This is a genomic window from Streptomyces litchfieldiae, from assembly GCF_031845365.1.
In the GTDB taxonomy this organism is placed as follows: domain Bacteria; phylum Actinomycetota; class Actinomycetes; order Streptomycetales; family Streptomycetaceae; genus Streptomyces; species Streptomyces litchfieldiae.
The window spans coordinates 109,776-134,906 of record NZ_JAVREL010000014.1; the positions used below are offsets into that span (position 1 = coordinate 109,776).

Here is a 25,131-nt window from a genome sequence, read left to right on the forward strand (position 1 = left end):
GAGGGCCGATGCCGGCGCGTCTGACCGGGGTCGGCACCGCCGTGCCGCCGCACTCCTACACACAGGCCGAGTTGCTGGACCGGTTCGCCATCGAGGACCCGCGCATCCGCTCGCTGTTCCTCAACAGCGCCATCGAGCGGCGGCACCTGCGGCTGCCCCCGCCGGACCCCTCCGGCGGCCCGGCGATCGAGAGCCAGGGCGAGCTGCTGCGCAAGCACTCCGCGGGCGGGGTGGAGGCCGGCCGGGAGGCGGTGACCGCCTGTCTGAAGGCGGCCGGTGCCGACCTGGGCGACGTGCGGTACCTGTGCTGTGTCACCTCCACCGGCTTCCTCACGCCCGGCTTCAGCGCCCTGCTCATCAAGGACCTGGGCCTGTCGCCCGGCTGCGCCCGGCTGGACGTGGTGGGCATGGGGTGCAACGCGGGCCTCAACGGCCTGACGGCGGTCGCCGGTTGGGCGGCGGCGCACCCGGGCGAGCTGGCCGTGCTGGCGTGCGTGGAGGTGTGCTCGGCGGCCTACGCCTTCGACGGGACGATGCGCACCGCCGTGGTGAACAGCCTGTTCGGCGACGGGGCCGCCGCGGTCGCGGTGGTCGCCGGGGAACAGGAGCGCCCGGCGGGCCCGGAGGTGCTGAAGTTCGCGAGCCTCATCATCCCCGAGGCCATCGGGGCGATGCGCTACGACTGGGACGACGAGCACACGCGGTTCAGCTTCTATCTGGATCCGGAGATCCCCTACGTGGTGGGCGCGCACGCCGCCCAGCAGATCGACCGGCTGCTGTCCGGCACCGGGCTGCGGCGTTCGGACATCGCGCACTGGGTGATCCACTCCGGCGGCAAGAAGGTCATCGACGCGGTCCGGGTGAACCTCGGGCTGAGCCGGCACGACGTGCGCCACACCACCGGCGTGCTGCGGGACTTCGGCAATCTGTCGAGCGGTTCCTTCCTGTTCTCCTACGAACGCCTGCTGGACGAGCTGGTGGTGACGCCGGGCGAGCACGGCGTGCTGATGACGATGGGGCCGGGTTCGACCATCGAGACGGCGCTGCTGCGCTTCTGACGGCGTGTTTCGCAAAGGCCGCGTCCTCCAAGGGACGTGGGCGCGGTTTCAGGAAGGGAGAGCCACGGTATGCAGGTGGATTCCGATGTCGGCGAGCGGGCGGGCGGGGCCGAGTTCCAGCTCGTCGTGGGACACGTCCGGACCGTCGGGGAGCTGACCGCCGAGCTGAACGCCGTATGCGACCGGGCGGAGGACCGCCGGCCGCCCGGCGTGGTGCTGATGCTGGGCGGGTCGCCGGGCGACTGGCCCTGGCCGGGCGCGGCCCGCATCCAGGAGGTGAACCGCTGGGAGCGGGCGGTGCGGCGGCTGGAGCGGCTGTCGGCGGTGATCATCGCGGTGGCGCGCGGCACCTGCGGCGGCCCGGCCCTGGATCTGCTGCTGGCCGGGGACTACCGGATCGCCGAACCGGGCCTGCGGATGCTGCTGCCGGTCAACGACGGCCACTTCTGGCCCGGCATGGGCGTGCACCGCCTCGTCAACCAGGTGGGGGTGGCCCGGGCCCGGCAACTGGTGCTGTGGGGCCACGAGTTGTCTGCGCCCCAGGCCATCGAGCTCGGTCTGGTGGACGAGGTCACCGAGCAGCTCGACGACGCGATCGGCGCCGCCGCGCTGCTGTTGGGCCGGCTGTCGGGGCCGGACCTGGCCATCCGCCGGCAACTGCTGCTGGAGGCGCCCTCGGTGGACCACGACGAGGCGCTGGGCCCCCATCTGGCCGCCTGCGACCGCGAGTTGCTTCGCCTGCGGCGCGGCCTCGAACCGGCCGCCCCGGCCGGTGAGGAGGCCCGGTGACCGCGGGCGCGCTGGGCCGCTGGCTGGCGGGCCGCCCCGAGCTGGGCGGGACGCTCGACGCGGACGCGGCGGCGCTGTCGACCCATGTCCGGGCGGGCGAGCGGCTGGTGGCCGCCCTCCCGGCCGGGCCGCGGCGCACCGCCGAGGAGGCGGCCGAGGCGGCCCGGGTGACGGAGGTCGCGCGGGAGGTGCGCCAGTGCTTCCTGCGGCTGCACGCCGACGAGGTGTACGACGCGCTGACCGAGGGCCGCATTGTGCACCACCGCCTGACCGAGCTGGCCCACGCGGCGGGCGAGCGCTTCCCGGGTCTGGTGCCGACCCGGGCGCAGCTCGACGCCGAACGCGCGCTGCCGCAGGCGCACAAGGAGGGCCGGGAGATCGACCAGGGGATCTTCTTCCGCTGGCTGCTGCGCTCCCCGCTGGCCGGCCCGCACCTGATGGACGCCATGCTGCTGCCGACCGCGCGGGCCCGTGTCCTGGCCGCCGAGTTCCGGGCAGGCGGCACCGTCGACCTGGGCTCGGTGCTGCTGGAGCGGCGCGGCGCCGCGGCGCACCTGACGATCAACAACCAGCACTGCCTGAACGCCGAGGACAACCGGCTCGTCGATGACCTGGAGACGGCCGTCGACCTGGCGCTGCTGGACGAGAAGGTACGGGTCGGCGTGGTGCGCGGCGGGGTGATGACCAAGCCGCGGTACCGGGGCCGGCGCGTGTTCAGCGCGGGCATCAACCTCAAGGACCTGCACGACGGCCGCATCTCGTACACCGGCTTCCTCCTGGGCCGCGAGCTGGGCTGCCTGAGCAAGCTGCTGCGTGGGCTGCTGGTGGACCCGGCGCCGGACGCGTTCCCCGAACGCACCGTGCAGAAGCCGTGGATCGCGGCGGTCGACTCGTTCGCCATCGGCGGCGGCATGCAACTGCTGTTCCTCTTCGACCGGGTGATCGCCGAGGAGGACGCCTACTTCAGCCTGCCGGCGGCCCAGGAGGGCATCGTGCCGGGCGCGGGGAACTTCCGGCTGGCCCGGTTCACCGGCGGCCGGCTCGCCCGGCGGATCATCCTGGGCGGGCACACGATCCGCGCACGGGACCCGGAGGCCCCGCTGGTGTGCGACGAGGTGGTGCCACACGCGGCGCTGGACGCCGCCGTGGAGCGGGCGGTGGCGGAGCTGGACAGCCCGGCGGTGGCGGCCAACCGGCGGATGCTGGCGCTGGCCGAGGAGGACACCGACCGCTTCCGCGCGTATATGGCGGAGTTCGCGCTGGTCCAGGCGCTGCGCCTGTACAGCGCCGACGTGCTGGACAAGGTGGCCCGCTCCTGGGCGACCGCGCGGGCGGCGTCGTGACCGGCCCCGGGGTCCGCCTTGCGGCGGAGGAGCTGCATCCGGCGCTGTCGGACCCGGTGCTGGACGCCATGTCGTTCCTCAACGAGATCATGGCCCGGCACCCGGACGCCGTCTCGTTCGCGCCGGGCGCCCCGCACCTGAGCCACTTCGACGACCTGGATCCCGACCGTTATGTGCGGCGGTACGTGGCGCACGTGGCCGCGCGGCGCGGGGTGAGCGAACGGCGGGCGCGGCAGGTGCTGTTCGAGTACGGGCCCAGCCGGGGCCTGATCGGCGACCTGGTGGCGCGGGCGCTGCACGCGGACTACGGGTGCGCGGTGCCGGAGCGTTCGGTGGTGATCACCGTCGGGGCGCAGGAGGCGATGTTCCTGGCGCTGCGCGTGCTCGGCCGCACCCCGGACGACGTGCTGGCCGTGGTCAACCCCAGCTATGTGGGCATCATCGGCGCGGCGCGGCTGCTCGGCATGCCCGTGGTCGCGGTGAACGACACGGACGACGGCCCGGACCTGGCCCAACTGGCGGCCGAGTGCCGCCGGTTGCGGGCCGAGGGGCGGCGGGTGCGGGCCCTGTACGTGGCGCCGGACTTCGCCAACCCGTCGGGCACGTATCTGCCCGCCGGGGCCCGGCGGCGGCTGCTGGAACTGGCGGAGCGGGAGGACTTCCTGATCCTGGAGGACACCGCCTACGGCTTCACCGGCCCGGCGGCCAGGCGGGCGCCGACGCTGAAGGCGCTGGACCCGGGGGCGCGGGTGGTGCTGCTGGGCACGTTCGCCAAGATCTGCCTGCCGGGGGCGCGCGTCGGCTTCGCCGTCGCCGACCAGCCGGTGGCCGCCGCCCGCGGCGAGCGGCTGCTCGCGGACGACCTGGCCGCGGCCAAGTCCATGGTCACGGTGAACACCTCGCCGCTCGCCCAGGCCGTCATCGGCGGGATGCTGCTGGAGCACGGCGGCTCCCTGGCCGCGCTGGGCCGAGCCCGCGCCGAGTTGTACAACGCGAACCTGGCGCACCTGCTGGACGCGCTGGAGCGGCACGCGACCGGCCCCGACCTGCACGGGCGGGTGACGTGGCACCGGCCCCGGGGCGGCTTCTTCGTCCGCATGCGGCTGCCGGTGCCGGCGGACGCCGCGCTGCTGGAGCGCTGCGCCGCGGTCCACAAGGTGCTGTGGACGCCCATGTCCCCGTTCTACCTGGACGGTTCCGGCACGCACGAGATCCGGCTCTCGTGCAGCTACCTCGACCCCGGCGAGATCGACGACGGCGTCGCCCGGCTGGCCGGCTTCCTGCGGTCCCTTCCCGACACCCGAAGGCGGAGTCCATGACCCACCCCGAAGCGACCGACCGGGTCGCGGAGCGTTTCGACCTGATCGTCAACGGCCCGGCGCTGTTCAACGCGGTGGTGGCCGGCCTGGAACTGGATGTGTTCGGCCGGCTGTCACGCCAACCCGGCGTCCCGTTCGAGGAGTTGCGCGAGCACACCGGCCTGCCCGCGCACAAGCTGCGGATCCTGCTGCACGCGCTGTGCGCCACCGAGCTGATCGAGCTGGGCACCGCCGGCTACACCAACTCCCCCACGGCCGAGCGGCTGCTGGCCACGGACGGCCCGGACAGTTGGAAGGACATCCTGCTGGGCTGGCAGAAGATCTACTACCCGGCGTTCGCGGAGATGACGGGCGCCCTGAAGAGCGGCACCAACACCGCGCTGGCCACCCACCCGGGCGACGAACCGACCCTCTACCAGCGGCTGTCGCACGATCCGGAGGCCGAGCGCGTGCTGCACCGGTCGATGGCCGCGTTCACCCTGCGGTCACTGAGCGGGCTGCTGGAGAACATCGACCTCACCGGCGTCAAGCGCCTGCTGGACGTCGGCGGCGGTGACGGGACCACGGCCGCCGCCCTCACCGACCGCTTCCCCGGCCTGGACATCACCGTCTTCGACCTGCCCAGCGTCACCGAACTCGGCCGCGACGGCGCGCCGTCGGCGGCGCCCGGCGGGCGGATCGCGTTCCACCCGGGCGACCTGTTCGGGGACGACTTCCCGGGCGACGTGGACGCGGTGCTGTTCAGCCATGTGCTGGAGGTGTTCTCCGCGGATCAGATAACGACGCTGCTGCGCAAGGCGTTCGACGCGCTGCCGCCCGGCGGGCGGGTCTTCCTGTACGGGTTCAACGCGATGGACGGCGAGCGCCGCGGGGTGTACTCCGCCCGGCTGTCGCTGTACCTGAACGTGCTGGCCACCGGCCAGGGCATGGCCTACCCCACCGGGGACTACGAGAAGTGGCTGACGGAGGCGGGCTGTTCACAGGTGGCGTCCATCACGGGCCTGCCCTACGAGCACGCCCTGATCACGGGAACAAAGCGGTGACCGGCCCACCGGTGCCGCTGCCGGTCAAGCGGGAGAACCCCTTCGACCCGCCGCGGCTGCTGGACGCGTACCGGGAAACGGAGCCGGTGCGGCGGCTGGTCTACCCCGACGGGCACGTCGGCTGGCTGGTGACGGGCTACGAGCTGGCCAAGTCGGTACTGGCCGACCGGCGGTTCAGCGCCCGCTCGGAGCTGAAGCGGGTGCCCGTGTCCCGGCCGGGCGCGGACCCGTTCATCGGCCAGCCCGCCCTGCCCGGCTGGATCGTCGACATGGACGCGCCCGAACACACCCGCGTCCGCCGCCTCGTGGCCGCGCGCTTCGGGGCGGCGCGGACGGCGGCCCTGCGGCCGAAGATCGAGGCCATCGCCGAGCGGTGCCTGGACGCGCTGGCGGACGCCGGCCCGCCCGCCGACCTCGTCACCCACTTCGCGCTGCCCGTCCCCTCGCTGGTGATCTGCGAGCTGCTGGGCGTGCCGTACGGTGACCGCGACGCGTTCCAGCACAACAGCACCGTCCTGTTCAGCCTGGAGGCCAGCGCGGCGGACGGTGAGCGCGCGATGACCGCGCTCACCGACTATCTGCTGGAGCTGATCGAGCACAAGCGGCGCCACCCGGCGGGCGATCTGCTGGGCTCCCTGGTGGCCGGCGGCGAGCTGGCCCCGGTCGAACTGGCCGGGCTGTGCGTGCTGTTGCTCACCGCTGGGCACGAGACCGTGGCCAGCATGCTGGGCCTGGGCGTCTTCGCGCTGCTGAGCCACCCCGAGCAGTGGGCGGCGCTGGTCGCCGACCCGGGCCTGGTCGAGGGCGCGGTGGAGGAGCTGCTGCGCTATCTGACGATCTTCCAGTTCGGTGTGCCGCGCACGCCGCTGACCGATGTGGAGCTGGGCGGCCACCTGCTGCGGGCCGGGGAGTCCGTGACCGTGTCGCTGCCCGCCGCCAACCGCGCGCCGGAGCGCTTCCCCTGCCCGCACGCGCTGGACGTGCGGCGCGAGCCCCGGTCCCATCTGGCGTTCGGCCACGGCATCCACAAGTGCGTGGGCCAGCATCTGGCCCGCGAGGAGCTGGCCATCGGCTACCGGGCGCTGCTGCGGCGCTTCCCCGGGCTGCGCCTGGCCGTGCCGCCCGAACGGGTGCGCATGCACGACGACATGGGCTTCTACGGAGTGCACGGGCTCCCGGTCACCTGGTCTCCCGGCCACGAGGCCGGCGCCCCCGCCCCGACCACCGGAGGGAAAGCCGCATGACCCGACTGCTCGTCGCCAACGACTTCATCGAGGACCAGGCGTTCGTCGCGGACGCCCGGCTGAAGAAGACCGGCTGGTGGGCCCAGCGCATGGTGTGGTTCGCCCGGGACGGCGACGTCCTGGTGATGACGACGCGCCCCGAGGACGCCTACCTGGACTATGTGACGTCGCTGACCGGCACCCGCCTGGCCACGCTGCGCGTGGTGGTGCCGCCGCCCGGGCGGCTGGGCAGCGGCGTGCTGACGGCGGACCGGCTGGCCGACGCCGGGTTCCGCGCCCGGCTGCGGGCGGAGCTGGACGGCCGGGCCGTGGACCAGGTGCTGTCCCTGCACCCCGATCCGGCGGTGGTGGACCTGGCGCGGTTCCTCGGCGCCGAACACGCCCTGGCCGGACACGGGTTCATCGCCCAGGGCGGCGGCTCGCTGGCCAACAGCAAGGTGGTTTTCCGGGCCATCGCCGGCGGCGTGGGCGTGCCCCTGCCGGACGGCGGGGTGTGCGGAACGCGGCCGGGGGCCGAGGAGCTGATCACCACGATGCTGGCGGACGGCCCGCTGATGCTCAAGCACGACCTGCGCTCGGGCGGGCGCGGCAACGAGGTGCTGAGCCCGGTGCCCGGCGTGGACCCGGTCGGTGCCCAGCGGACGGTGGTGCTGCCCGACCGGGCGGCGGTGCGGGAGTACCTCGCCGAGCGGTGGGACTGGCTGACCGGGCACGGGCAGGGCCGGTTCGTCGTCGAGCGCTACTTCCCGGGCAGCCAGGCGGTGTTCGCGGAGTTCTCGCTCACCGACGACGGCATCACGTTCGCCGGGCAGGGCGAGATGGTCTCCGCCCCCATGGCGAAGGCCGAGATCATCCCGGCGCCCGGCCTCAAGCCCGACACGGTCGCCGCCCTGCTGGAGGGCGGCGAGCAGCTGTGCCGGCCGCTGCACGCCATGGGGTACCGCGGGCTGCTGAGCGCGGACGCCATCGTCACGCCCGACCAGGAGCTGTACTTCACCGAGTACAACGGCCGGATCACCGGCTCCACGCACATCTACGAGATCGTCGGCCGGCACATCGTGGGCCCCGACTACGCCGAGAACCGCGTGCTGCTGGAGATCGACGGCTGGCAGGTGCCGTCGTTCCAGGAGGGCGTGGATCTGCTGCGCACGTCCGGCCTGGGCTACGACCGGACGACGCGCACCGGCGTGATGCTGGTGATGGCGTTCAACCCGTCGGTGGACAGCATCCGTTATGTGGTCGTCGCCAGGAATCTGGACTCCGCCTACGAACAGGCCCGGGAACTGGAGGCGCTGACCGGTACTAGCCCGGACTCCCCGGCACCAGACCGGACTTCATCGCCGCCACCACCGCCGCCGTCCGGTTCGGAGCGCCGAGCTTGAGCAGCACCGCCGCCACCAGCCGCTTCGCGCCGTGCGGGGAAATGCCCAGCAGCGCGGCGATCTGCTTGTTGCTGAGTCCCCGGCTCAGCAGCGTCAGCGTCTCGTGCTCCCGGGCGGTCAGCGCGACCGGCCGGGCCTCGGCCGGGTCGTACCCCACGCGCGGCGCCGTCAGTAACCGGCGGGCGAGCGCGGCCGGCATCGGGATCTCGCCGGCCGCCATGCGCTCGATCGTCTCGGCGAGGACGCGGCTGGACAGCCCGGCCAGCGAGATGAAGCCGTCAGCGGGGAGCTGCGGCAGCGGGCCGCCGACATTCTCGTCGAGCTTGTCGCCGAGGACGAGTATGCGCGGCGTGCCGCACCGGGAATTCCGCGCGTTTTCCAGAAGCGGCCACTGGTCGAATGCCACGATCAATACGTCGATTTCCCGAGAGGCGAGGATCTCGGATAGCGAGAGGGGATCGCAGGACCTGATCATCGCCGTCCGCTCCAGGCTTCGCAGCATTGTGGCCAGACCGCTGCGAATGACCTCGTTCTCGATGAGAAGCGCGATGTCGAGGCCTTTCCTTTCCTCCCCGGCAGTAGCATTGAGCACCGCGGCGCTGTCCATCGGGCGCCCCTTTCTTGGATCAATATCTCAACACAATGCGGTAGAGCGGCGAGAGATGGGATCGGCTGGTCGGGGAGGGTGCCGGCGGGGAGGGACCGGCGTGCTGGTGGGATGGCCTGCCGACCGGGAGTCGGCGGGGTGCGGCTCGGTCACGAACAACAGGTGCGGCAAGGCCGAAATCGGGCGCGGAATGACAGGGTCCGCGCGTCACCGAAAAATTTTCAGAGGCACGGTCAGACGGGCGCGGCCAGCGATCGAACGGAATGGTTGCACATGAAACGAGCACCCCTGTCTGCACAGTTGACTCGATGACGACCCACGGCGCCCGATCTTAGCACAGCCTTCCGAATGACAAAGTTACGCAGAGTCATTACCGGATGGGTCCCGGAATGCCTGTGCGGCATTACCCGTGGCGCCCCCGAAGACCGCGCCACTCGGTCGGGAAATATCCGCAGAGGGGAATGTCATGTCTCATGTCCGCTACGAGAAGGACGGCCGCATCGCCCGGGTCACCCTCGACCGTCCCGAGGTGCTCAACGCCATGGACACCCGCATGCACGAGGAACTGGCCGCGGTCTGGGCGGACTTCGAGGCCGACGACGAGGTGTGGGCGGGGGTGGTGACCGGCGCCGGGGACCGGGCGTTCTCCGTGGGGCAGGATCTCAAGGAACTGGCCGCCCGCGACCGCGCGGGCAGCGCCGGCCCGGCCACGTTCGGCAGCCGCGGCAAGCCCGGGTGGCCCCGGCTGACCGACCGGTTCGACATCAGCAAGCCGCTGGTGGCCAAGGTGCGCGGCTACGCGCTGGGCGGCGGCTTCGAACTCGCCCTGGCCTGCGACCTTGTCGTGGCCTCGGCGGACGCGGTCTTCGCCCTCCCCGAGGCCCGGTTGGGCCTGATCCCCGGCGCCGGCGGCGTGTTCCGCCTCACCCGCCAGCTCCCCTACCGCACCGCCCTGGGCTACCTGCTGACGGGCCGCCGCATGACGGCCGCCCGCGCCTTCGAACTCGGCCTGGTCAACGAGGTGGTGCCCGCCAGCGAGCTCGACGACCGCGTCGAGGGCTGGCTCGAAGACCTGCTGCGCTGCGCCCCGTTGTCCGTCCGCGCCATCAAGGAGGCCGCAGCCCTGTCGGCCACCCGCCCGCTCCCGGAGGCGTTCACCGCCCATTACCCGTGGGAGGAGCGCCGGATGCACAGCGCCGACGCGAAGGAGGGCCCGCTGGCCTTCGCCGAGAAGCGCCCCCCGCGCTGGACCGGCACCTGACCCTCACCCTCCGGCCTAATGCATTATCCGAGCTTTGATACGTTAGAAGAACGGAGGCTATAACTAACGCGACTTCTCGCCCTGGAGGCATGTGACCATGACGTCCCCCGCCGCAGCGCGCATCGCCGTGCCCGCCCGGACCGCCCACCGACGCGTCGACATCGACGGGGTGGAGGTCTTCTACCGGGAATCCCTGCCGGAGCGCGCCGACGCCCCGGTCCTGCTGCTCCTGCACGGATTCCCGTCCGCCTCGCACCAGTTCCGCCGCCTCATCGACGCGCTGGGCGCGCACTACCGGCTGATCGCCCCGGAGTACCCGGGCTTCGGTCACACGGCGGCTCCCGAGGGGTTCACGTACACCTTCGAGCGGCTGGCCGATGTCACCGAGCGCTTCGTCGAGCGCCTGGGCCTGACTCGTTTCACCATGTACGTCTTCGACTTCGGCGCCCCCGTCGGCTTCCGCCTGGCGCTGCGCCACCCCGAGTGGATCGCCGGCCTGGTCGTGCAGAACGGCAACGCCTACGCGGCGGGACTGTCGGACGCGGCCCGGGAGTTCACCGCGCTGACCCCCGACACCCCCGGCGCCGAGGAGGCCATCCTCGGCCTCCTCACCCTGGACGCCACCCGCGCCCAGTACGAGGGCGGCACGGCCGACCCGGAGCTGATCGCCCCGGAGGGCTGGCTGCTGGACCAGTACTTCCTGGACCGGCCCGGCCGCAAGCGGGCCCAGCTCGCCCTGGCCTACGACTACCGCTCCAACGTCGCCGCCTACCCGGCCTGGCAGGCGTGGCTGCGCGAGCACCGCCCGCCGACGCTGATCACCTGGGGCGTCAACGACCCCTTCTTCCCGGAGCCGGGCGCCCACGCCTACCTGCGCGACGTGCCCGGCGCCGAGCTGCACCTGTTCGACACCGGCCACTTCGCCCTGGAGGACCACCTCCCCGAAATCGCCCCGCTGGTCGCCGACTTCCTCGACCGCACCTGGGCGGAGGTACCCCCTGGGGGCCGGGGCCGGGGCCGGCTGCGAAAGTGACGCGTGGGACGATTGCCCATGCCTGTGACAAACCCGTGGCTGGCCGGTCCGGCCCCCAGGAAGCGGCTCGACCGGGAGCGTCTGGAAGAGCGGATACTCAACCTGTTGTCGTCGCAGAACATGTGCGTGATCGCGACGGCGGGCCCGGCCGGTCCCCTGGCGACGCCGGTGCGCTATTTCCCGCTCGACTTCGCCGTGATGTTCACCGCGGCCGCGAATTCGCCGAAGATGCGGAATCTCGCGGCCGATCCCCGGGTGTCCGTGGGCGTGTTCGCCCCGCTGGTCGGACAGGCCAGCAGCCGGGGCGCGCAGATCTTCGGAGAGGCGCGCGTTCTCTCCGAGGAGGACCCCGACTTCGGGCACTACTGGCCGGCCGTTCGCTGGCAGTCCGACCATGTCGAGCGTTCCCTGCCCCTCGACGAACCGCCCTCCGGACCGCTCGTCGTGATCGAGGCACAGCGCATCGTCTACACCGAACACTGGCTGCGCCGGGAGGGGTTCGCGCCGCGACAGTTCTGGACGCGGGCGGACGCGGCCTAACCGGACGGCGGGCGCAGCGCCTTCACCATCACCCGCTCCCTGGTCACGCCGTCGGGCAGCCACTCCCCCGGCTCTTCCGTGGCGACGAACCCGAGGCGCCGGTAGAGCGCGATGGCGGGGGCGTTGCCCGGGACCACGGCCAGCCTCAGCGCCGAAGCCCCGGACTCCCGGGCCCAGTTCTCCACCGCCGCGACCAGCCGCTCGCCGATCCCGCGGCCCCGCGCCCAGGGACCGACCCACACGGACCTCAGCTCGCTGACGCCGTCCTCCCCCGGCTCCCCTCTGGCCGATCCGGCGGCCCGGCCGTCCAGCAGGGCGACGACGTTGTGCGCGCCGGGCATCGTCAGCCGGGCCCGCCACTGCTCCTCGCCGCCCCGGTGCCAGTCACCGAGCCGCGCCCGGAAAGCCTCCGGCGCGTCGGCCAGCGCGGCGAGCCGGACCTCGCGCCACAGCGGCCAGTCGGCCGCCGTGACCACCCGCAGACTCACCATGCCGGAGAGTCTGCCGCAACGCCCGCCCGCCGTCACCCGGACCGCACGACGCGGAACCCCACGTCGTCGAGCCGGAACGTCGGGTGGCTTCGGCGCCGCACCGACGCCCGGCAGCTCCAGTGCTCGTCGAACCAGCCGCCGCCCCTGAGCACCCGGTAGGCGCCGTACACCTCGGCGTCGTAGACGTCCCAGCACCAGTTCCAGACGTTGCCGAGCATGTCGTACAGACCCCAGGCGTTGGGCCGCTTGCCGCCCACGTCATGAATCCGCCCGTTCGCGTTGTCGCGGTACCAGGCGATCTCGTCGAGCTCCCCGTGGCGCGGCCCGGTGGTGCCGGCGCGGCAGGCGTGCTCCCACTCGGCCTCGGTCGGCAGCCGGTAGCCGTCGGCGGCGGCGTCCCACTCGACGTGCTCGCCCTCGGCGGGGAGACGGTACGCGGGCGTGAGCCCGTCACGCACGGACCACGCGTTGCAGAACCGGACCGCGTCCCACCAGGAAACGCCCTCGACAGGCAGCCGGTCACCCCGAGAAGTGCTCGGCCGCTCACCGGTGACCCGCGCGTACCAGGACTGTGTGACCGGGAACGCCGCCATCCGGCAGGGCGCGACGTCCACCTGCCAACTCCGCTGTGTCCGCCGGTCGGACAGCGTCACCCGCCCCGGCGGGACGGCGACCATCTCGTTGTCCGCGCTCACGTCCACGGGAAAGATCATCCCACTGGCCACCCCGCCCTGGCGCGGGCCAGCTAGACCTTGACGATGGTGACGCGCTCGCCGCACAGTGCGGCAAGATCCTCCGGGTCCGAGGTGAGCACAGTGACCGGACCGGGCGCGGCGAGGGCGGTCGCGCCGAGCATCGCATCGATGGCGCACGTGTGGCCGTGCAGGCCCGCCTCGGCGAGGAGAGCGGCAGCGTGGCGGGCGACAGCCTCGGTGACCGGCTCGACGACGAGGCGGGACAGGGTCCACTCCAGAGCCGGGCGGTTGATCCGGGGGTGCACCACCTCCACCAGCGTGGCCGCCGACGTGATCACTCGCAGGTCATCGGCGTGGGCCAGGGCGAGCCATGCGGTGACCGTGCGATCGCGGAGGACGCACGTGGACAGCCCTTCGCTGTCGAGGACGAGAGTGCCGCTGGGGACGGCAGCGGAGCGGGTCACGCGGCTCCGGGCCCGCCGCTCCTCCGCTCGCGGCGGGCCTGGTGCAGCTGATCGCGCAGGGCCTGGACCTCTTCGTGGGTGATGGGCCCGTGTTCGGCCTCGGCGACGGCGACGAGTTCATTGAGGTTGTCGCGCTCAATCTGGCGGGCGACGGCGGCGGCCACGTAGGCGGACAGCCCCGCGGGGCCGCTGCGGGCTCGGGCGGCTTCGGCGATGTCGCGCGGCACGGTGATCGAGTACGTGACGGTGGGCTCACTCATGCCGTCAATCCTGCCGTTCATCTTCCCGGCCGCCCAGTTCGCCGGCCCGCCCGCCCCGTTGACCGTTGTTACCGTGTCCACATGACCAGCGACAACCGTTCCGTTCCCGGTCGCCGCGAGCAGATGCGGGACTTCCTGCGCACCCGCCGGGCGCGGCTCGCGCCCGGGGAGGTGGGGCTGCCGACGGCGGCGCGGCGCCGCACGCCGGGGTTGCGGCGGGAGGAGGTCGCGATGCTGGCCGGGGTCGGCGTGTCCTGGTACACCTGGCTCGAACAGGGCCGGGACATCAACGTCTCCGCCGACGTCCTCGACGCCATCGGCCGGGCCCTGCGGCTGGACGGGCCCGAGCGCGAGCACCTGTACCTGCTGGCCGGGCTCAACCCGCCGCCCCCAGCGGGCGCGGCCCGCGCCGGGGCCACGCCCGAGCTGCTGCGGCTGCTCGACGCCTGGGCGCCGCGCCCGGCCGTGCTGCTGGACCGGTACTGGAACTTCGCGGCGGTCAACGACGCGGCGCTGGCGGTCTTCGGCTACGACGACAGCGACCGCAACTGCCTGATCTCGTTCTTCACCAACGCCCGCTACCGGGCCATGCACACGCACTGGGCGGCGGTCGCGCCGGGCGTGGTCGCCGCGTATCGCGCCGCCGCCGCGCGGCATCCCGGTGACGCCGAGTTCGCCGGGATCGTCGAGGAACTGACCGCGCGCAGCCCGGAGTTCGGCGAGCTGTGGGCGCGCCACGACGTGGCGGCCATGACCCAGGCGGTGAAGGCGGTGCGGCACCCCGAGGTGGGTGAGCTGATCTTCGACACGACGACGCTGGCCCCGGCCGACCGGCCGGGCTATCACGTGGAGTTGCAGAATCCGCGGCCGGGCAGCGGGACCGAGTCCCGGCTCCAGCACCTGCCGGGCATCGCCTGACGCGCTCAGGGTGGTGGTGGGAGACCCAGGACAACTGGGCACTGTTCGCCCCGGTCACCGGCCCGCAGGCTGGGGCACATGAGCAACAGCACTTCCCGATTCGAGAACAAGATCGCACTCGTCACCGGCGGCGCCCGCGGCATGGGCCTGGCCGCCGCCCGCCGGCTGCTGGCCGAGGGCGCCCAGGTGATCATCACCGGCCGCGACCGGGCCCGGCTGGACGCCGCGGTCAAGGAGCTGGACGCCGGCGGCCGGGTGCGGGCGGTGCCCAGCGACGCGTCCAGCGTGGCCGACGCGGACGCCCTGGCCGCCCTGATCCGGGAGCGGTACGGGCGGCTGGACGTGGTGTTCGCCAACGCGGGCGTCGCCTCGTTCATGCCCGTCGGCGAGTTCACCGAGGCCGAGTTCGACCGCATCGTGGACATCAACCTCAAGGGCGTCTTCTTCACCGTCCAGCGAACCCTGCCCCTGCTGGCCGACGGCGCCGCCATCGTGATCAACGCGTCGTGGACGGCGCACCGCGGCCTGCCCACCGCGTCGGTGTACGCGGCGACCAAGGCGGCGGTGCACACCCTGACCCGCGCGTTCGCGGCCGACCTCGCCCCGCGGGGAATCCGGGTGAACTCCGTGAGCCCGGGCTACATCGAAACGGCGATGTACCACGACGCGATCCCCGCCGAGGCGGAGGCCGGGATCGTCGCCCAGATCGCCGGCGGCCGCCTCGGCACCGCCGAGGACGTGGCGGACGCGGTGGCGTTCCTCGCGTCGGGCGAAGCCGCCTACATCAACGGCCAGGACCTGATCATCGACGGCGGCCTGGTCGCGGCGGTCCCGGCCGAGGGCTGAGCACGGCCGCCGGCGGCCCCGTCCGGTCCGCTTCCGGGGCCCGCCGGCCCGTTACGCCGCCGTCGTCGGCGCCCGCAGATACGGGGCGAACTGCTCGGCCACCACCGACGCCACCGACGCCGCGTCCAGCGTGCCGTCGACCTCGATGACGCGGATGCCCAGGCGGCGGGCGTGCTGTGCCGCGTCCTCGGCGACCAAGCGGTCACGGGCGACGCGGTTGGCCTGGGCGCGGGCCGGGTCGCTGACGGGGACGTTCAGCACGCTCGCACGCGGGACGGTGCGGAGTTGATACTGCCGGAAGTCCTCGGTGGGCACGAGTACGACCATCCGCCGGGGCGAGTCGAGCAGCGGCGCGACCAACTCCGGCCGCAGTCCCCAGCCTTCGGCGATCGCCGGGCGGCCGGTGAACAGCGCGCGCAGGTCGTCCAGCGCCCATGCGAAGCGGACCGGGAAGCCGGCCAGCGTCTCGGCCGCCATCTCCTCCGAGGAGCGGTCCACCCAGACCTGGTCGGCGGTCGGCTCCCCCACCGGCTCGCCGCGTGTGACCCGGCGCGCGACCCGGCGGTCCTGGTGGCCACGGGAGTCGTGATAGTCGTAGTGGTACACCGTCAACCCGTACTGCTCGGCGACCAGTTCGGCCACGGTGCTCTTGCCGGCCCACTGCCCGCCGCCGATCCACAGCATGCGGCGCAGGCTGCCGTGCGGGTCCCACATCTCTGGCATGAACGTCCTCCCGCTGGAAAGTGGCGCGGGCCGCCACCGGGGAACGAGTGTCCGGGTTTCGGCGGAAAAACAACAGTCTTGTTTTCACCGGCCAGTTGACAGAGAGTGGGAGAAGAGGGCCACGCCCGCGCCAGCGCCCGGAGCCCCGGGCCCGTCAGTCCGCCCCCGGCCGGCCGCCGCGCCGCGCGTAGGCACGGGCGGCGCGGGCGCGGTCGCCGCAGCGAGTGGAGCACCAGTGGCGACGCCCGTGGCGCAGCAAGTAGCGGTTGCAGGGCGGTGAACCGCAGCCGGTGAGGCGGTCGGCGTCGGGGCCCGTGAGCAGGTCGGCCGCGTTGGCCGCGAGGGACGCGAGCGCGCGGTCGAGGATCTCGTTGGTGGGGCACGGCGCCGCACGGTAGGGGCCGTTCTTCTCGTCCCAGTACAGCAGGGCGGCCGTGGGGGCCCTGCCCAGCGCGTCGTTGATGGCGGACAGCGCCGAGGGCAGGGCGGGCAGCCCGGCGACGCGGGCGGCGAACAGCGCCCTGAGGTGCTCGCGCAGGGAACGAAGCTGCGCCGCGCACATCTCCCGCACCCCGGCGTCGGCCGGCGCGAGGCCGTGTGCGGTGAGCCAACGGTTCGCGGCCTCCGGCGTGCCGAGGAGATCGATGAAGTGCCCGCCGGGCAGCGCGATGGCGCTGTTGACGAAGTCGAGGGCGGGATACTCCGCCGCCCCCGGTGCGGGCGGTGGCACGGACTCGGCGGCCGGGGACTCGCTCATAACTCTCATGGTACGGCTTGCCTTTATCCGTGAGACGCCCCTACCATCCTCACGGATAAGACCATTTTAATCCGTGAGGACTTGATGGCTGGCACCAGCACGACCACCGAGCAGATCCCCATCCGCGTCTTCGGCGGCCCGACCGCCCTTGTCGAATACGGTGGCCTGCGCTTCCTGACCGACCCGACGTTCGACGCGCCCCGCGACTACCACGTGCCGGGCGGCCAACTGACCAAGACGGCGCCCTCCTCCGCCGCGCCGGCCGACCTGGGCCGGATAGACGTGGTCCTGCTCTCCCACGACGAACACCCCGACAACCTCGACGACTCCGGCCGGGCCCTGCTCGCCGGCGTTCCGCTGACCCTGACCACGCCCGGCGGCGGGCAGCGCCTGGGGGCCGGGGCCAAGGGGCTGGCCGACTGGGAGTCGATCGAACTGGACCGCCCCGGCGGCGGCACGGTGACGGTCACGGGCGTGCCCGCCATCCACGGGCCCGGCGCGCGCGAGGAGGTCGAGCCGGTCACCGGCCAGGTCGTCGGATTCGTGCTGACCGGGAAGGGCCTGCCCACGGTCTATGTCAGCGGCGACAACGCCTCGTTGGGCCTGGTCGAGGAGATCGCCGAACGGTTCGGGCCGGTGGACACGGCCGTCCTGTTCGCCGGTGCTCCCCGTTTCGCCGTTCTCTTCGACGGCGCGACGATCGTCCTCGACAGCGCGCAGGCCGCCGACGCCGCCCGGATCCTCGGCGCCCGCCGGGTGGTGCCCGTCCACTACGACAGTTGGGCGCACTTCACCGAGGGCCGCGACGAACTGATCGCCGCGTTCACCGAGGCCGGGCTGCTCGACCGCCTGGACCTCCGCGACCGGCCCCACATCGACGGCTGACGAGAGAACCCTTGTGACGACTACCGTGCCTGCCCAGACCGACGATCTCGCGCGGTCCCAGGCGCAGCGCCGCGTGCTGACCGTCCTGGTCGCCGCTCAGATCCTCAGCGGCGCCGGCCTGGCGGCGGGGGTGACCGTCGGTGCCCTGCTCGCGCAGGACATGCTCGGCTCCACCGGCCTCGCCGGCCTGCTCAGCGCCCTGTCCACCGCCGGTTCCGCGCTGGCGGCCATCGCGGTGGGGCGTGTCTCGCAGGCACGCGGCCGACGCCCCGGTCTGGCCGCCGGCTATCTGGCCGGTGCCATCGGCAGCGCGGGCGTGATCGCCGCCGCCGTCGCGGGCAACGCCGTGCTGCTGTTCGTCGCGATGTTCGTCTACGGCGCCGGCGCGGCCACGAACCTGCTGGCCCGCTACGCCGGCGCGGACCTGGCCGCTCCCGAGTACCGCGCCCGCGCCGTGTCCACCGTGCTGGTCGCCACCACCCTGGGCGGCGTGGCCGGCCCCAACCTCGCCGCGCCCGCCGGCGACCTCGCGCACGCCCTCGGAATCCCCCGCCTGGCCGGGCTGTTCCTCGTCTCGGGCGCCGCCTACGCGACGGCCGCCCTGGTCCTGGCCGTCTGGCTGCGTCCCGACCCGCTGCTCCTGGCGCGCGCGCTGGAAACGGAGCGTGCGGCAGGGCCGTTGGCACCGGCGGCCGGACGGCGCCGCTCCGGCGTACTGGTGGGCGCGCTGGTCATGATGCTCACGCAGTTGGTCATGGTCGCGATCATGACGATGACGCCGGTCCACATGCACGACCACGGCCACGGCGCCGCCGCCTCCGGCCTCGTCATAGCGATCCACATCGGGGCGATGTATCTGCCCGCGCCGCTGTCCGGCTGGCTCGTCGACCGCTTCGGCCGGCTCACGGTCGCCACCGCCGCCGCACTCGTCCTGCTGGCTTCCGGGATCCTCGCGGCCACCGCCCCCGGCGGCTCCACCGCCGCGTTCGCGGTGGCCCTGGCGTTGCTGGGCGTGGGCTGGAGTCTCGGCCTCGTGAGCGGCACCGCGATCATCACGGACGCCGTCCCGCCGGCCACCCGAGCCAGGACCCAGGGCGTGGTGGACGTCTCCATCGCCATCGCGGGCGCCACCGGCGGCCTGGCCTCGGGCCTGATCGTCTCGGCCGCCGGCTACCCCCTCCTCGCCGCCGGCGGGGGCATCGCGGCACTGGCCATCGTCCCCACGGTCGTCGCCGCGACGCGCAAGCGCTGAACGCCGCCCCGTGCGGGCCGGGCCGAGCCCGGCGTCGACGGCCACGGCCGCGAACGGTGCGACGGGAGCGGATCTGGCCGGGGCCCGTCAACTGGCGGGATCGTAATGGAACGCGCGGACCTCCTGCGCACATCGGCACGCGACCGCGAGCTTCGCGGCCCACTCCAGTGCCGCCTCGCGGGACGGCAGCTCCAGAACCGCGTAGCCGCCTTCGATCTGCCGCGTCTGCGGGTAGGTGCCCTCGGCCACGGTCCCATCCCCATCCACCATGACAGGCGGAACGCTTTCGTCGATGCCACCGCCGAACACCCAGACGCCGGCGTCCTTCGCCTCCTGCACCACGGCGTGCGACGCGTCCGAAACCGCCTGCATTTCCTCCTCGGGAACGACCATGGCGCCGCTCGGGAACGAGATCAGGTATTTCGTCATCGCGTCGACTCCTTCTTCGCGCTTCAGGGTGTCGCCCCCATCCTCGCCGACGCCGGCGCGCCGTCCAGTGCGGCGTCAGGCCCGGCAGGCGGCGCGCAGGTCGTAGAACCACGACAGGTAGGCGTCGTGGACCGTTCGTCCCATGACGCGCAGTTGCGAGTCGTCGGAGTTCTCCAGGTGGGTGAAATTGGCGCTGCCCGTGTAGACCCGCGGCACGATGTCGTCGTCGTAGCGGCCGTCGGTCATCATGACCTTGGCGTGGGCGGACCTGGTGTCCGGCGGCCACCTCGTGGGTGCACGGGGTGAGCTGGATCCGCTTGCCGTTGCTCGCGGTGTTGTCCAGTGTGCTCATCACGGTGGACTCGATGCCGTTGGTGGCGTAGACGACGTCGATCCAGCAGTTCTCGCCGCGCAGCCGGATCAGCTCGTCGGCGATGGCCGTGCGGGCTTGCGTGAACGAGGAGATGACCAGCCTGATGTCGGTCTGCCGGGTGACGCCTGCCTCGTCCTGGTAGGAGCACTCGATGCCGCGCAGGATGTTCACGATCGGGTCGCCGGTGCCCAGGGCGCGCGGGTAGAAGTGGGCCCGGTACGTCGAGCCGGTGGGGGTGGTCCAGAAGTAGTCGGGGGCGACGGCCCGTTCGCGGCCGGCGTTCAGGTCGGCGAAGTGCGTCCGGTAGCCGGCGTAGACGGTGGCGTCGCTGAGGGTGAAGGCGTCGTTGTAGGAGTTGAAGAGGTACCAGTCCGACAGGTTGGACGAGCTCTGGAAGACGACGTTGCGGTGGGTCGCGCCGCCGTCGAGGACCACGCGGGAGAAGAGGGCGAACTTCTCGTGCGAGTAGTTCCGCCCGATGCAGCCGCGGCCGGTTCCGCACTGGACGACCCAGGAGCCGGCGGAGTCGTCGTGCCCCAGGGCGCCGTCCAGCCGCTGGTGCACCGGGTCGTTCTTGTCCGTGCTGTCCAGGGTGATCCGCACGTCAACGCCCCGGTCGTGCGCGGCGAGCAGGCCGTCCACCACCTGCTGCGGGACGCCGCTCGCGCCGTTGACGAACTCGAACATGGCGAACTCGATCCGCTCGCCGGCCGGAGTCGCCGCGATCAGGCCGATGAGCTGGTCGAAGACCGCCCGCTGCGCCGCGGTCGGCGTGCCCGAAGCGGGCCCCGCGGCCGGGTCGTTGAAGACCGCCCCGTTCATCACCGGCTCCCCGACCGCGGCCGGCCGCGGCTCGCCGGCGGCGCCGGGTGCCAACGGCCCCAGCAGCGCGGCCAGGCAGAGGGCCACCACGCCCAACGGCGAACGTAACGAACGAACGCGCGGCGGACGCATGGGGCCTCCCGGCAGTCGGGGCAACGCGGCCGGAACGCTATAGCGGACGTCCGGCCCGGTGCAATGGGACATAAACACCCAACGCATCCGGCGGATGCGGCGGCCCCGCGGCGATGAGTTCCGGCCGGTTCCCGAGTCTGTCCCGGTGACATCGCACGACGTCTGATGACACCGACCGGCACAAGACACCACGGAGGACCCCATGACGACCACACCGGACACCCCGGCCACCGCGCCGCCCGGCCGCCCGCCCGTCGTTGACCTGGCCACCTGGCAGGCCGCCCGCGACGAGCTGCTGGTCCGCGAGAAGGCCCACACCCGCGAGGGCGACGCCCTCGCCGCGGCCCGCCGCCGGCTGCCGATGGTGGAGCTCGACGGGACGGTCGAGGTCGTCGGGCCCGACGGCCCGGTCCCGTTCCTGGATCTGTTCCAGGGCCGCGACGAGCTCGTGGTCTACAAGCACATGTGGCACGACGGCGCGCCGCACCAGGGCCAGTGCGAGGGCTGCACCACCACGGCCTGGCACCTGAAGGACGCCGTCTACCTCAACGCCCGCGGCGTCTCGTTCGCCATCCTGACCACCGGCCCCTGGGACGAGGTGGCCCCCTACGTCGAATTCATGGGCTACACCCAGCCCTGGTACTCGGTGCGCGACGTGGCCGCGCCGGTCGGCGGCGACATGGGTTACCTCACCTGCTTCCTGCGCGACGGCGACCGCGTGTTCCTCACCTACTCCACGACGGGCCGTGGCAACGAGCCGGTCAACGGGTCCCTCGCCCTGCTCGACATGACGCCCTACGGCCGCGGCGAGGCGTGGGAGGACACCCCCGAGGGCTGGCCCGAGGGGCGCGGCCCGTGCTGGTACTGGCGCTCGGACGCGGACGGGAACGCGACCTGGGGCCGGACCACCCGCCCCGTGCCGCAGTGGACCCGCCCCGGCGCGACCCCCGTGGAGACCCTCGGCCGGCGCGGCCACCACCACTGACGCGCCTTCGTCGACGGCGTCAGCACGGGCGGTCCCTTGAGTCGCGTCCGGCCTCGGCGTTCCTCAGGGGACCGCGGGAGTCGCGGCCGACCGTTCCCAGTCCCCTCGCAGCAGCACACACACCGCGTACGGCGCGTCGTCCCGCTCTCCCTCAACCCCTTCGACCAGACCACGGCTCCGGATCTCACCCACGTACCGCATGCCGATGCGCTCCATCACGGCGCGCGAGCGCACGTTGTGCCGGACCGTGCACGACACCACGGCCTGCACCCCGAGGACGTCGAACGCGAACGCCAGTGCGGCGCGGCCGAGTTCGGACGCGTAGCCGCGCCCCCAGAACGCGCCCCGCAGCGCCCAGCCGATCTCGACCCAGTTCGCGTGCGCGACGAACGGGTCGTGAACACCGTGCGCGACGCGCACCCATGGCTCCGCCGGCAGGAAGTCGTAGATCTGCCCCCAGTCGTCGTCGACCGGCGTGCGCGACAATCCGCCGCGACCGACGACCTCGCCGGTCTTCCGGTCGTAGGCGATCCACTTGTGGACGCCGTGGAGACGCCATGAGTCGCCCATGAACGTCGCCCACTGCCCCGCCTGTTCCAGGGTCGGCATCTCGCCGCCGTACCAGGGCCACACCGCGTCGTCGTGATGCACGGCCCACAGCTCGGAAGCGTTGGCGGGGCCGACCGGTTCAAGCCGCAGGCGCCTCGTGAACCGGGAGTCGTCGGCGCCGGCCAGTGACGGATCTTCCACGCGGCACAGCGTTCCACGAGGGTGACGACGCCGCATCTGAAAATCTGCGGGCATCGTCACCGCGCCACTCGACGTTCCCAGCTGAGCCCCGTGGCCGCCGCCGCCTGCCCTCGGCGGCATGAACGGCCACGAGAGCGGCGCGTACCTGGAGTGGTGGGCCAACCGCTCAACCTGCCTGGCCCGCATACTGGTCCGGATCACGACCGGCCCGGGCGGCACGGCCCGGGAGGCGGTCGCCTCCCCCGCACTGGGCGACGGCTCGGTCACCGAGGTGGCGGTGGAGAGCTCCGGAGACGTCAATCGCCTGCGCTTCGCCTCTGTTCCGCCGGGTCATGGGGTTGTGCTCGGGGCGCGGTGCAGACGGGCTCCGGTGAACCGCTCGTTCTCGAAGGTCAGCCGGACGCCGTCCAGGTGCCCGAAGGGCGTGCCCCACGACGCGAGATCCGCGTCGGGCAGGCAGGCGACCAGCGCCGGCTCGATCGAGCCGCCGTGCGACACGACGAGCGCGCCGCTGCCCTCCGGCACGGACCGCACCGCCTCGGTCCAGATCATCCGGTGCGCCGCCGCCACCGCGGCGAGTGCTCCGCCGCGTGCGATCAACTCCGCGTAGTGGACGTACGGTTGGGGCCAGGCCCACTGGTCGTGGTGGTCAACCTCGCCGGGCACGTAACCGGATGGCATGTCGAGGGCGTCATCGACGGCCCACCCCATGGCGATCGCCGTCTCGATCGCCCGGGGCGACGCGCTGGTCACCACACAGGCGAACGGGCCCGACTCGGCGCCGACGGCACGCGCGAGCGCGACACCACGCGCGGACAGATGCGAACCGCGGCCACGGGCCGCCCCCTTCTTCGTCGGCGCGTGCCGCCGTACCTCCAGCCAGCGCATCCCGCGACTCTAGGGCCTGTATCGAGTTCCCGGTCGGATCAGCCCGCGGCGTCAGACGCGGTGCCCCCCCAGGCCCTTGGGGGCCTGGGAGGTACCCCCAGCAAGGCACCGGATCGCAGCTCATACCCGGCCGTATTCGCGCGATTCGGCTGGGGGCACCTCCCAGACGGAGTCTGGGGGAGCGGCGAGGTGCCGTGACTGGCGTCGCGGGCCCGGGCGGGAACTCGATACAGGCCCTAGGGGCGGGGCAGTTCCTTCAGGTAGTACACGAGGGTCCAATGCCACTCCGTCCGGGTCTCCCGTCCGGTCTCCCGGTAGCCCAGACTCGCGTAGAAGGCCATCGCCTCCGGCTGATTCGTCGCCGTGTCCAGCCAGGCCTCCCGGAAGCCCTTGGCCCGCGCATGGGCTTCGAGAGCGCTCATCAGCGCCTGTCCGAGACCCCGCCGCCGCAGTGCCGGATGGACCCGGACGCGCAGGATCTCGATGCGGCCCGGGCGGTCGCACCGGGGGCGGAACCCGCCCATGGCTGCGACGTGCCCGTCCACCGTCGCCACCAGGAAGCACCCGCCCACCGCCTCGAAATGCCGCCAGGGATCGGCGAGATCGGCGAACGGCTCGGGTGCTTCGGACGCACCCGGCAATGGCAGGGGCACGGAGGAGTCAGCCGTCGCGCCAATGTTGGGCAGCGTGGCCATCGCCCACAGCACCGGCAGGTCTTCGCGCTCCACGGCTCTCACGGTCACCATCCCGCGAGCATGACACCCGGCCCCCGGGACGGCATCGGGATTGGCGGACGGCCCTTTGTTTCCCCAGCGGAAAGTCGCGTGTTGCCACGATGGAAACTAACGGCTAGTGTTTCCTTCATGGAAACTGACGGAGCCGCCATCCCCCCGACCCCGCAGCAGGCCCTCGCCGCGCTGGCCGACGCCGAGCGGGTCCGGGACTCGACCGCCGCCCTGTCCGCCACGCCGTGGCCGCGCTGGTTCGTCACCGCGCTCACGCTGTACATCGCCGCCATACCTCCGGTCTACGGAGGCACGTTGGCGAGTTCCCAGTGGCTGCTGCCCAACCTGGCCTGGGGCGCCGTCATGCTGGTGATGACCGTGGCCTACCTCGCGCTGTTCGGGGTCGCGGCCGCCAACTGGCGCAAGGAGACCGGCGTCGCGCTGCGCCTGGACGTGCTGCCCAAACGCGCCACCGTGCCGATGGCGATCGGGCTCCCGGCGGTGCTGCTGGGCTCGGTCCTGGTCTTCCGGGTCACCGAGCAGCCGCTGTGGCTGTTCGCCGCCTCGGCCGTCGGTGCCACGGTGTCCATCGCCTTCCACCGCGCCTTTGTCCGCCTGCACCGGAAAGCCTCGTGAGCGGCGCCGTCCCCGACCCCATGGCCGGTTTCGACACGACGATCCACGCCCCCAACCGGCTGCGGATCTGCGCCCTGCTCGACACGGCCGGCGAGGCCGAGTTCTCCGCCGTCCAACGGGAACTCGGCGTCTCTGCCTCGGTGTTGAGCAAGCACGTCACCGTGCTGATGGACGCCGACTACGTCGAGCAGCGCAAGGCCGTGCGCGACACCCGGCAACGCGTCTGGCTGCGCCTGACCCGGAGCGGACGCGAGGCGTACGCGGCACATCTGGCCGCCCTGCGCGCCATCGTCGGTCCGTAAGGGGCCGTAAGGGGCCGTAAGGGGCCGTAAGGGTCGGCGACTCACTCCCCCGGCCGCGGCCAGCAACGCCGGGAAGACGGCTACCAGTTGACGCGCGCCAGGCTGGGCACACGCGAGGCCCGGCTCCTGCTCTGGCAGGAGCCGGGCCAACAACGGCGCGAGTCGGGCCGGCGCCCCGG

General features: G+C 72.7%; 29 protein-coding genes and 1 pseudogene. 17 read left to right on the forward strand and 13 right to left on the reverse strand.

Annotated elements, in window-relative coordinates:
• Positions 1–8: 8 nt before the first annotated feature.
• From dpgA to RM590_RS22995, 7 genes are all read left to right on the forward strand, one after another.
• Positions 9–1,058: a 3,5-dihydroxyphenylacetyl-CoA synthase DpgA gene (gene dpgA, locus RM590_RS22965; protein WP_311706570.1), complete on the forward strand. Its 1,050-nt coding sequence runs from the start codon at positions 9–11 to the stop codon at positions 1,056–1,058.
• A 69-nt stretch (positions 1,059–1,127) separates the two neighbouring features.
• The gene (gene dpgB / locus RM590_RS22970; RefSeq protein WP_311706571.1) at positions 1,128–1,847 is read left to right on the forward strand and encodes an enoyl-CoA-hydratase DpgB; all 720 of its coding nucleotides are present in this window, start codon (positions 1,128–1,130) and stop codon (positions 1,845–1,847) included.
• Entirely contained in the window at positions 1,844–3,190 is a 1,347-nt protein-coding gene (gene dpgC / locus RM590_RS22975) for a (3,5-dihydroxyphenyl)acetyl-CoA 1,2-dioxygenase DpgC (protein ID WP_311706572.1), read from the forward strand. The genes dpgB and dpgC overlap by 4 nt, the downstream gene beginning before the upstream one ends.
• Positions 3,187–4,509 carry an aminotransferase-like domain-containing protein gene (locus RM590_RS22980; protein ID WP_311706573.1) on the forward strand — a complete coding sequence of 441 codons (1,323 nt, stop codon included), beginning with the start codon at positions 3,187–3,189 and terminating at the stop codon, positions 4,507–4,509. The genes dpgC and RM590_RS22980 overlap by 4 nt, the downstream gene beginning before the upstream one ends.
• Positions 4,506–5,552, forward strand: coding sequence for a methyltransferase (locus RM590_RS22985; RefSeq protein ID WP_311706574.1), 1,047 nt, complete (start codon positions 4,506–4,508; stop codon positions 5,550–5,552). Before RM590_RS22980 ends, RM590_RS22985 begins: the two co-directional genes overlap by 4 nt.
• Positions 5,549–6,796 (forward strand): cytochrome P450, encoded by a 1,248-nt coding sequence (locus RM590_RS22990; RefSeq protein WP_311706575.1) that lies wholly within the window; start codon positions 5,549–5,551, stop codon positions 6,794–6,796. Before RM590_RS22985 ends, RM590_RS22990 begins: the two co-directional genes overlap by 4 nt.
• Positions 6,793–8,178 (forward strand): preATP grasp domain-containing protein, encoded by a 1,386-nt coding sequence (locus tag RM590_RS22995; protein ID WP_311706576.1) that lies wholly within the window; start codon positions 6,793–6,795, stop codon positions 8,176–8,178. Before RM590_RS22990 ends, RM590_RS22995 begins: the two co-directional genes overlap by 4 nt.
• Here RM590_RS22995 and RM590_RS23000 read toward each other — a convergent pair.
• Complete coding sequence (locus tag RM590_RS23000; protein WP_311706577.1) at positions 8,099–8,785, reverse strand: response regulator transcription factor; 687 nt, start codon at positions 8,783–8,785, stop codon at positions 8,099–8,101. The two genes, RM590_RS22995 and RM590_RS23000, sit on opposite strands and share 80 nt — an antisense overlap.
• Positions 8,786–9,251: 466 nt before the next feature.
• Between RM590_RS23000 and dpgD the strand changes: the two genes are divergently transcribed.
• The 3 genes from dpgD to RM590_RS23015 all read left to right on the forward strand — a co-directional run bounded on the left by dpgD (position 9,252) and on the right by RM590_RS23015 (position 11,619).
• Complete coding sequence (gene dpgD / locus RM590_RS23005) at positions 9,252–10,046, forward strand: enoyl-CoA-hydratase DpgD (protein ID WP_311706578.1); 795 nt, start codon at positions 9,252–9,254, stop codon at positions 10,044–10,046.
• A 97-nt stretch (positions 10,047–10,143) separates the two neighbouring features.
• Entirely contained in the window at positions 10,144–11,079 is a 936-nt protein-coding gene (locus RM590_RS23010; protein ID WP_311706579.1) for an alpha/beta fold hydrolase, read from the forward strand.
• 18 nt (positions 11,080–11,097) lie between these two features.
• A complete protein-coding gene (locus RM590_RS23015) occupies positions 11,098–11,619 on the forward strand; it encodes a pyridoxamine 5'-phosphate oxidase family protein (RefSeq protein WP_311706580.1) in 522 nt (173 codons plus the stop codon).
• On the opposite strand, the gene RM590_RS23020 is transcribed toward RM590_RS23015, so the two are convergent.
• The 4 genes from RM590_RS23020 to RM590_RS23035 all read right to left on the reverse strand — a co-directional run bounded on the left by RM590_RS23020 (position 11,616) and on the right by RM590_RS23035 (position 13,529).
• Positions 11,616–12,110, reverse strand: a complete 495-nt coding sequence (locus tag RM590_RS23020) for a GNAT family N-acetyltransferase (protein ID WP_311706581.1) — start codon at positions 12,108–12,110, stop codon at positions 11,616–11,618. The two genes, RM590_RS23015 and RM590_RS23020, sit on opposite strands and share 4 nt — an antisense overlap.
• 32 nt (positions 12,111–12,142) lie before the next feature.
• Positions 12,143–12,787, reverse strand: coding sequence for a formylglycine-generating enzyme family protein (locus tag RM590_RS23025; RefSeq protein WP_394813953.1), 645 nt, complete (start codon positions 12,785–12,787; stop codon positions 12,143–12,145).
• A gap of 68 nt (positions 12,788–12,855) precedes the next feature.
• Positions 12,856–13,269, reverse strand: a complete 414-nt coding sequence (locus RM590_RS23030) for a DNA-binding protein (protein WP_311706583.1) — start codon at positions 13,267–13,269, stop codon at positions 12,856–12,858.
• Positions 13,266–13,529, reverse strand: a complete 264-nt coding sequence (locus RM590_RS23035) for a CopG family transcriptional regulator (protein WP_311706584.1) — start codon at positions 13,527–13,529, stop codon at positions 13,266–13,268. Before RM590_RS23035 ends, RM590_RS23030 begins: the two co-directional genes overlap by 4 nt.
• Before the next feature lie 81 nt (positions 13,530–13,610).
• On the opposite strand from RM590_RS23035, the gene RM590_RS23040 reads away from it, so the two are divergent.
• Together RM590_RS23040 and RM590_RS23045 are read left to right on the forward strand one after the other, a co-directional pair.
• Positions 13,611–14,447, forward strand: a complete 837-nt coding sequence (locus tag RM590_RS23040) for a helix-turn-helix transcriptional regulator (protein WP_311706585.1) — start codon at positions 13,611–13,613, stop codon at positions 14,445–14,447.
• A 78-nt stretch (positions 14,448–14,525) separates the two neighbouring features.
• Positions 14,526–15,293, forward strand: coding sequence for a glucose 1-dehydrogenase (locus tag RM590_RS23045; RefSeq protein WP_311706586.1), 768 nt, complete (start codon positions 14,526–14,528; stop codon positions 15,291–15,293).
• Positions 15,294–15,344: 51 nt separating this feature from the next.
• Here RM590_RS23045 and RM590_RS23050 read toward each other — a convergent pair whose 3' ends face one another.
• On the reverse strand, positions 15,345–16,016 hold the full coding sequence (locus RM590_RS23050; protein WP_311706587.1) for a hypothetical protein: 672 nt from the start codon (positions 16,014–16,016) through the stop codon (positions 15,345–15,347).
• A gap of 154 nt (positions 16,017–16,170) precedes the next feature.
• Entirely contained in the window at positions 16,171–16,773 is a 603-nt protein-coding gene (locus RM590_RS23055; protein WP_311706588.1) for a CGNR zinc finger domain-containing protein, read from the reverse strand.
• An 84-nt stretch (positions 16,774–16,857) separates the two neighbouring features.
• On the opposite strand from RM590_RS23055, the gene RM590_RS23060 reads away from it, so the two are divergent.
• Positions 16,858–17,658: an MBL fold metallo-hydrolase gene (locus tag RM590_RS23060; protein WP_311706589.1), complete on the forward strand. Its 801-nt coding sequence runs from the start codon at positions 16,858–16,860 to the stop codon at positions 17,656–17,658.
• 13 nt (positions 17,659–17,671) lie between these two features.
• On the forward strand, positions 17,672–18,910 hold the full coding sequence (locus RM590_RS23065; RefSeq protein ID WP_394813942.1) for an MFS transporter: 1,239 nt from the start codon (positions 17,672–17,674) through the stop codon (positions 18,908–18,910).
• 87 nt (positions 18,911–18,997) lie between these two features.
• Here the strand turns inward: RM590_RS23065 and RM590_RS23070 are convergent, their stop codons facing one another.
• The 3 genes and pseudogenes from RM590_RS23070 to RM590_RS36050 all read right to left on the reverse strand — a co-directional run.
• Complete coding sequence (locus RM590_RS23070; protein WP_311706591.1) at positions 18,998–19,339, reverse strand: YciI family protein; 342 nt, start codon at positions 19,337–19,339, stop codon at positions 18,998–19,000.
• Between the two features lie 75 nt (positions 19,340–19,414).
• Complete coding sequence (locus RM590_RS23075; RefSeq protein ID WP_311706592.1) at positions 19,415–19,588, reverse strand: hypothetical protein; 174 nt, start codon at positions 19,586–19,588, stop codon at positions 19,415–19,417.
• Between the two features lie 469 nt (positions 19,589–20,057).
• Positions 20,058–20,870, reverse strand: a pseudogene (locus tag RM590_RS36050) (phospholipase D-like domain-containing protein); the annotation flags it as partial.
• Between RM590_RS36050 and RM590_RS23085 the strand changes: the two are divergent.
• On the forward strand, positions 20,869–21,651 hold the full coding sequence (locus tag RM590_RS23085) for a DUF899 domain-containing protein (RefSeq protein WP_311706594.1): 783 nt from the start codon (positions 20,869–20,871) through the stop codon (positions 21,649–21,651). The pseudogene RM590_RS36050 and the gene RM590_RS23085 sit on opposite strands and share 2 nt — an antisense overlap.
• Positions 21,652–21,714: 63 nt before the next feature.
• Here RM590_RS23085 and RM590_RS23090 read toward each other — a convergent pair whose 3' ends face one another.
• The 3 genes from RM590_RS23090 to RM590_RS23100 all read right to left on the reverse strand — a co-directional run bounded on the left by RM590_RS23090 (position 21,715) and on the right by RM590_RS23100 (position 24,017).
• A complete protein-coding gene (locus tag RM590_RS23090) occupies positions 21,715–22,401 on the reverse strand; it encodes a GNAT family N-acetyltransferase (RefSeq protein WP_311706595.1) in 687 nt (228 codons plus the stop codon).
• Positions 22,402–22,731: 330 nt separating this feature from the next.
• On the reverse strand, positions 22,732–23,289 hold the full coding sequence (locus RM590_RS23095; RefSeq protein ID WP_311706596.1) for a histidine phosphatase family protein: 558 nt from the start codon (positions 23,287–23,289) through the stop codon (positions 22,732–22,734).
• A gap of 236 nt (positions 23,290–23,525) precedes the next feature.
• Positions 23,526–24,017, reverse strand: a complete 492-nt coding sequence (locus RM590_RS23100; RefSeq protein WP_311706597.1) for a GNAT family N-acetyltransferase — start codon at positions 24,015–24,017, stop codon at positions 23,526–23,528.
• Positions 24,018–24,152: 135 nt separating this feature from the next.
• Here RM590_RS23100 and RM590_RS23105 point away from each other — a divergent pair, with 135 nt between their 5' ends.
• Both RM590_RS23105 and RM590_RS23110 read left to right on the forward strand, forming a co-directional pair.
• Positions 24,153–24,650 (forward strand): hypothetical protein, encoded by a 498-nt coding sequence (locus RM590_RS23105; RefSeq protein WP_311706598.1) that lies wholly within the window; start codon positions 24,153–24,155, stop codon positions 24,648–24,650.
• Positions 24,647–24,952, forward strand: coding sequence for a transcriptional regulator (locus RM590_RS23110; protein ID WP_394813943.1), 306 nt, complete (start codon positions 24,647–24,649; stop codon positions 24,950–24,952). The genes RM590_RS23105 and RM590_RS23110 overlap by 4 nt, the downstream gene beginning before the upstream one ends.
• Positions 24,953–25,131: the final 179 nt, after the last annotated feature.

What these genes read in the sequence shown, in the direction of transcription:
- RM590_RS22995 (WP_311706576.1), top strand. Translation starts at nt 6,793, where the DNA reads ATGACCCGACTGCTCGTCGCCAACGACTTCATCGAGGACCAGGCGTTC.
- RM590_RS23070 (WP_311706591.1), bottom strand. Translation starts at nt 19,339, where the DNA reads ATGACGAAATACCTGATCTCGTTCCCGAGCGGCGCCATGGTCGTTCCC.
- RM590_RS23105 (WP_311706598.1), top strand. Translation starts at nt 24,153, where the DNA reads ATGGAAACTGACGGAGCCGCCATCCCCCCGACCCCGCAGCAGGCCCTC.
- RM590_RS23040 (WP_311706585.1), top strand. Translation starts at nt 13,611, where the DNA reads ATGACCAGCGACAACCGTTCCGTTCCCGGTCGCCGCGAGCAGATGCGG.
- RM590_RS23075 (WP_311706592.1), bottom strand. Translation starts at nt 19,588, where the DNA reads ATGATGACCGACGGCCGCTACGACGACGACATCGTGCCGCGGGTCTAC.
- RM590_RS23085 (WP_311706594.1), top strand. Translation starts at nt 20,869, where the DNA reads ATGACGACCACACCGGACACCCCGGCCACCGCGCCGCCCGGCCGCCCG.
- RM590_RS22985 (WP_311706574.1), top strand. Translation starts at nt 4,506, where the DNA reads ATGACCCACCCCGAAGCGACCGACCGGGTCGCGGAGCGTTTCGACCTG.
- dpgB (WP_311706571.1), top strand. Translation starts at nt 1,128, where the DNA reads ATGCAGGTGGATTCCGATGTCGGCGAGCGGGCGGGCGGGGCCGAGTTC.
- RM590_RS23095 (WP_311706596.1), bottom strand. Translation starts at nt 23,289, where the DNA reads ATGCGCTGGCTGGAGGTACGGCGGCACGCGCCGACGAAGAAGGGGGCG.
- RM590_RS23010 (WP_311706579.1), top strand. Translation starts at nt 10,144, where the DNA reads ATGACGTCCCCCGCCGCAGCGCGCATCGCCGTGCCCGCCCGGACCGCC.
- RM590_RS23035 (WP_311706584.1), bottom strand. Translation starts at nt 13,529, where the DNA reads ATGAGTGAGCCCACCGTCACGTACTCGATCACCGTGCCGCGCGACATC.
- dpgD (WP_311706578.1), top strand. Translation starts at nt 9,252, where the DNA reads ATGTCTCATGTCCGCTACGAGAAGGACGGCCGCATCGCCCGGGTCACC.
- RM590_RS23000 (WP_311706577.1), bottom strand. Translation starts at nt 8,785, where the DNA reads ATGGACAGCGCCGCGGTGCTCAATGCTACTGCCGGGGAGGAAAGGAAA.
- RM590_RS23050 (WP_311706587.1), bottom strand. Translation starts at nt 16,016, where the DNA reads ATGCCAGAGATGTGGGACCCGCACGGCAGCCTGCGCCGCATGCTGTGG.
- RM590_RS23025 (WP_394813953.1), bottom strand. Translation starts at nt 12,787, where the DNA reads ATGGTCGCCGTCCCGCCGGGGCGGGTGACGCTGTCCGACCGGCGGACA.
- RM590_RS23060 (WP_311706589.1), top strand. Translation starts at nt 16,858, where the DNA reads ATGGCTGGCACCAGCACGACCACCGAGCAGATCCCCATCCGCGTCTTC.
- RM590_RS23045 (WP_311706586.1), top strand. Translation starts at nt 14,526, where the DNA reads ATGAGCAACAGCACTTCCCGATTCGAGAACAAGATCGCACTCGTCACC.
- RM590_RS23020 (WP_311706581.1), bottom strand. Translation starts at nt 12,110, where the DNA reads ATGGTGAGTCTGCGGGTGGTCACGGCGGCCGACTGGCCGCTGTGGCGC.
- RM590_RS23055 (WP_311706588.1), bottom strand. Translation starts at nt 16,773, where the DNA reads ATGAGCGAGTCCCCGGCCGCCGAGTCCGTGCCACCGCCCGCACCGGGG.
- dpgA (WP_311706570.1), top strand. Translation starts at nt 9, where the DNA reads ATGCCGGCGCGTCTGACCGGGGTCGGCACCGCCGTGCCGCCGCACTCC.
- RM590_RS23015 (WP_311706580.1), top strand. Translation starts at nt 11,098, where the DNA reads ATGCCTGTGACAAACCCGTGGCTGGCCGGTCCGGCCCCCAGGAAGCGG.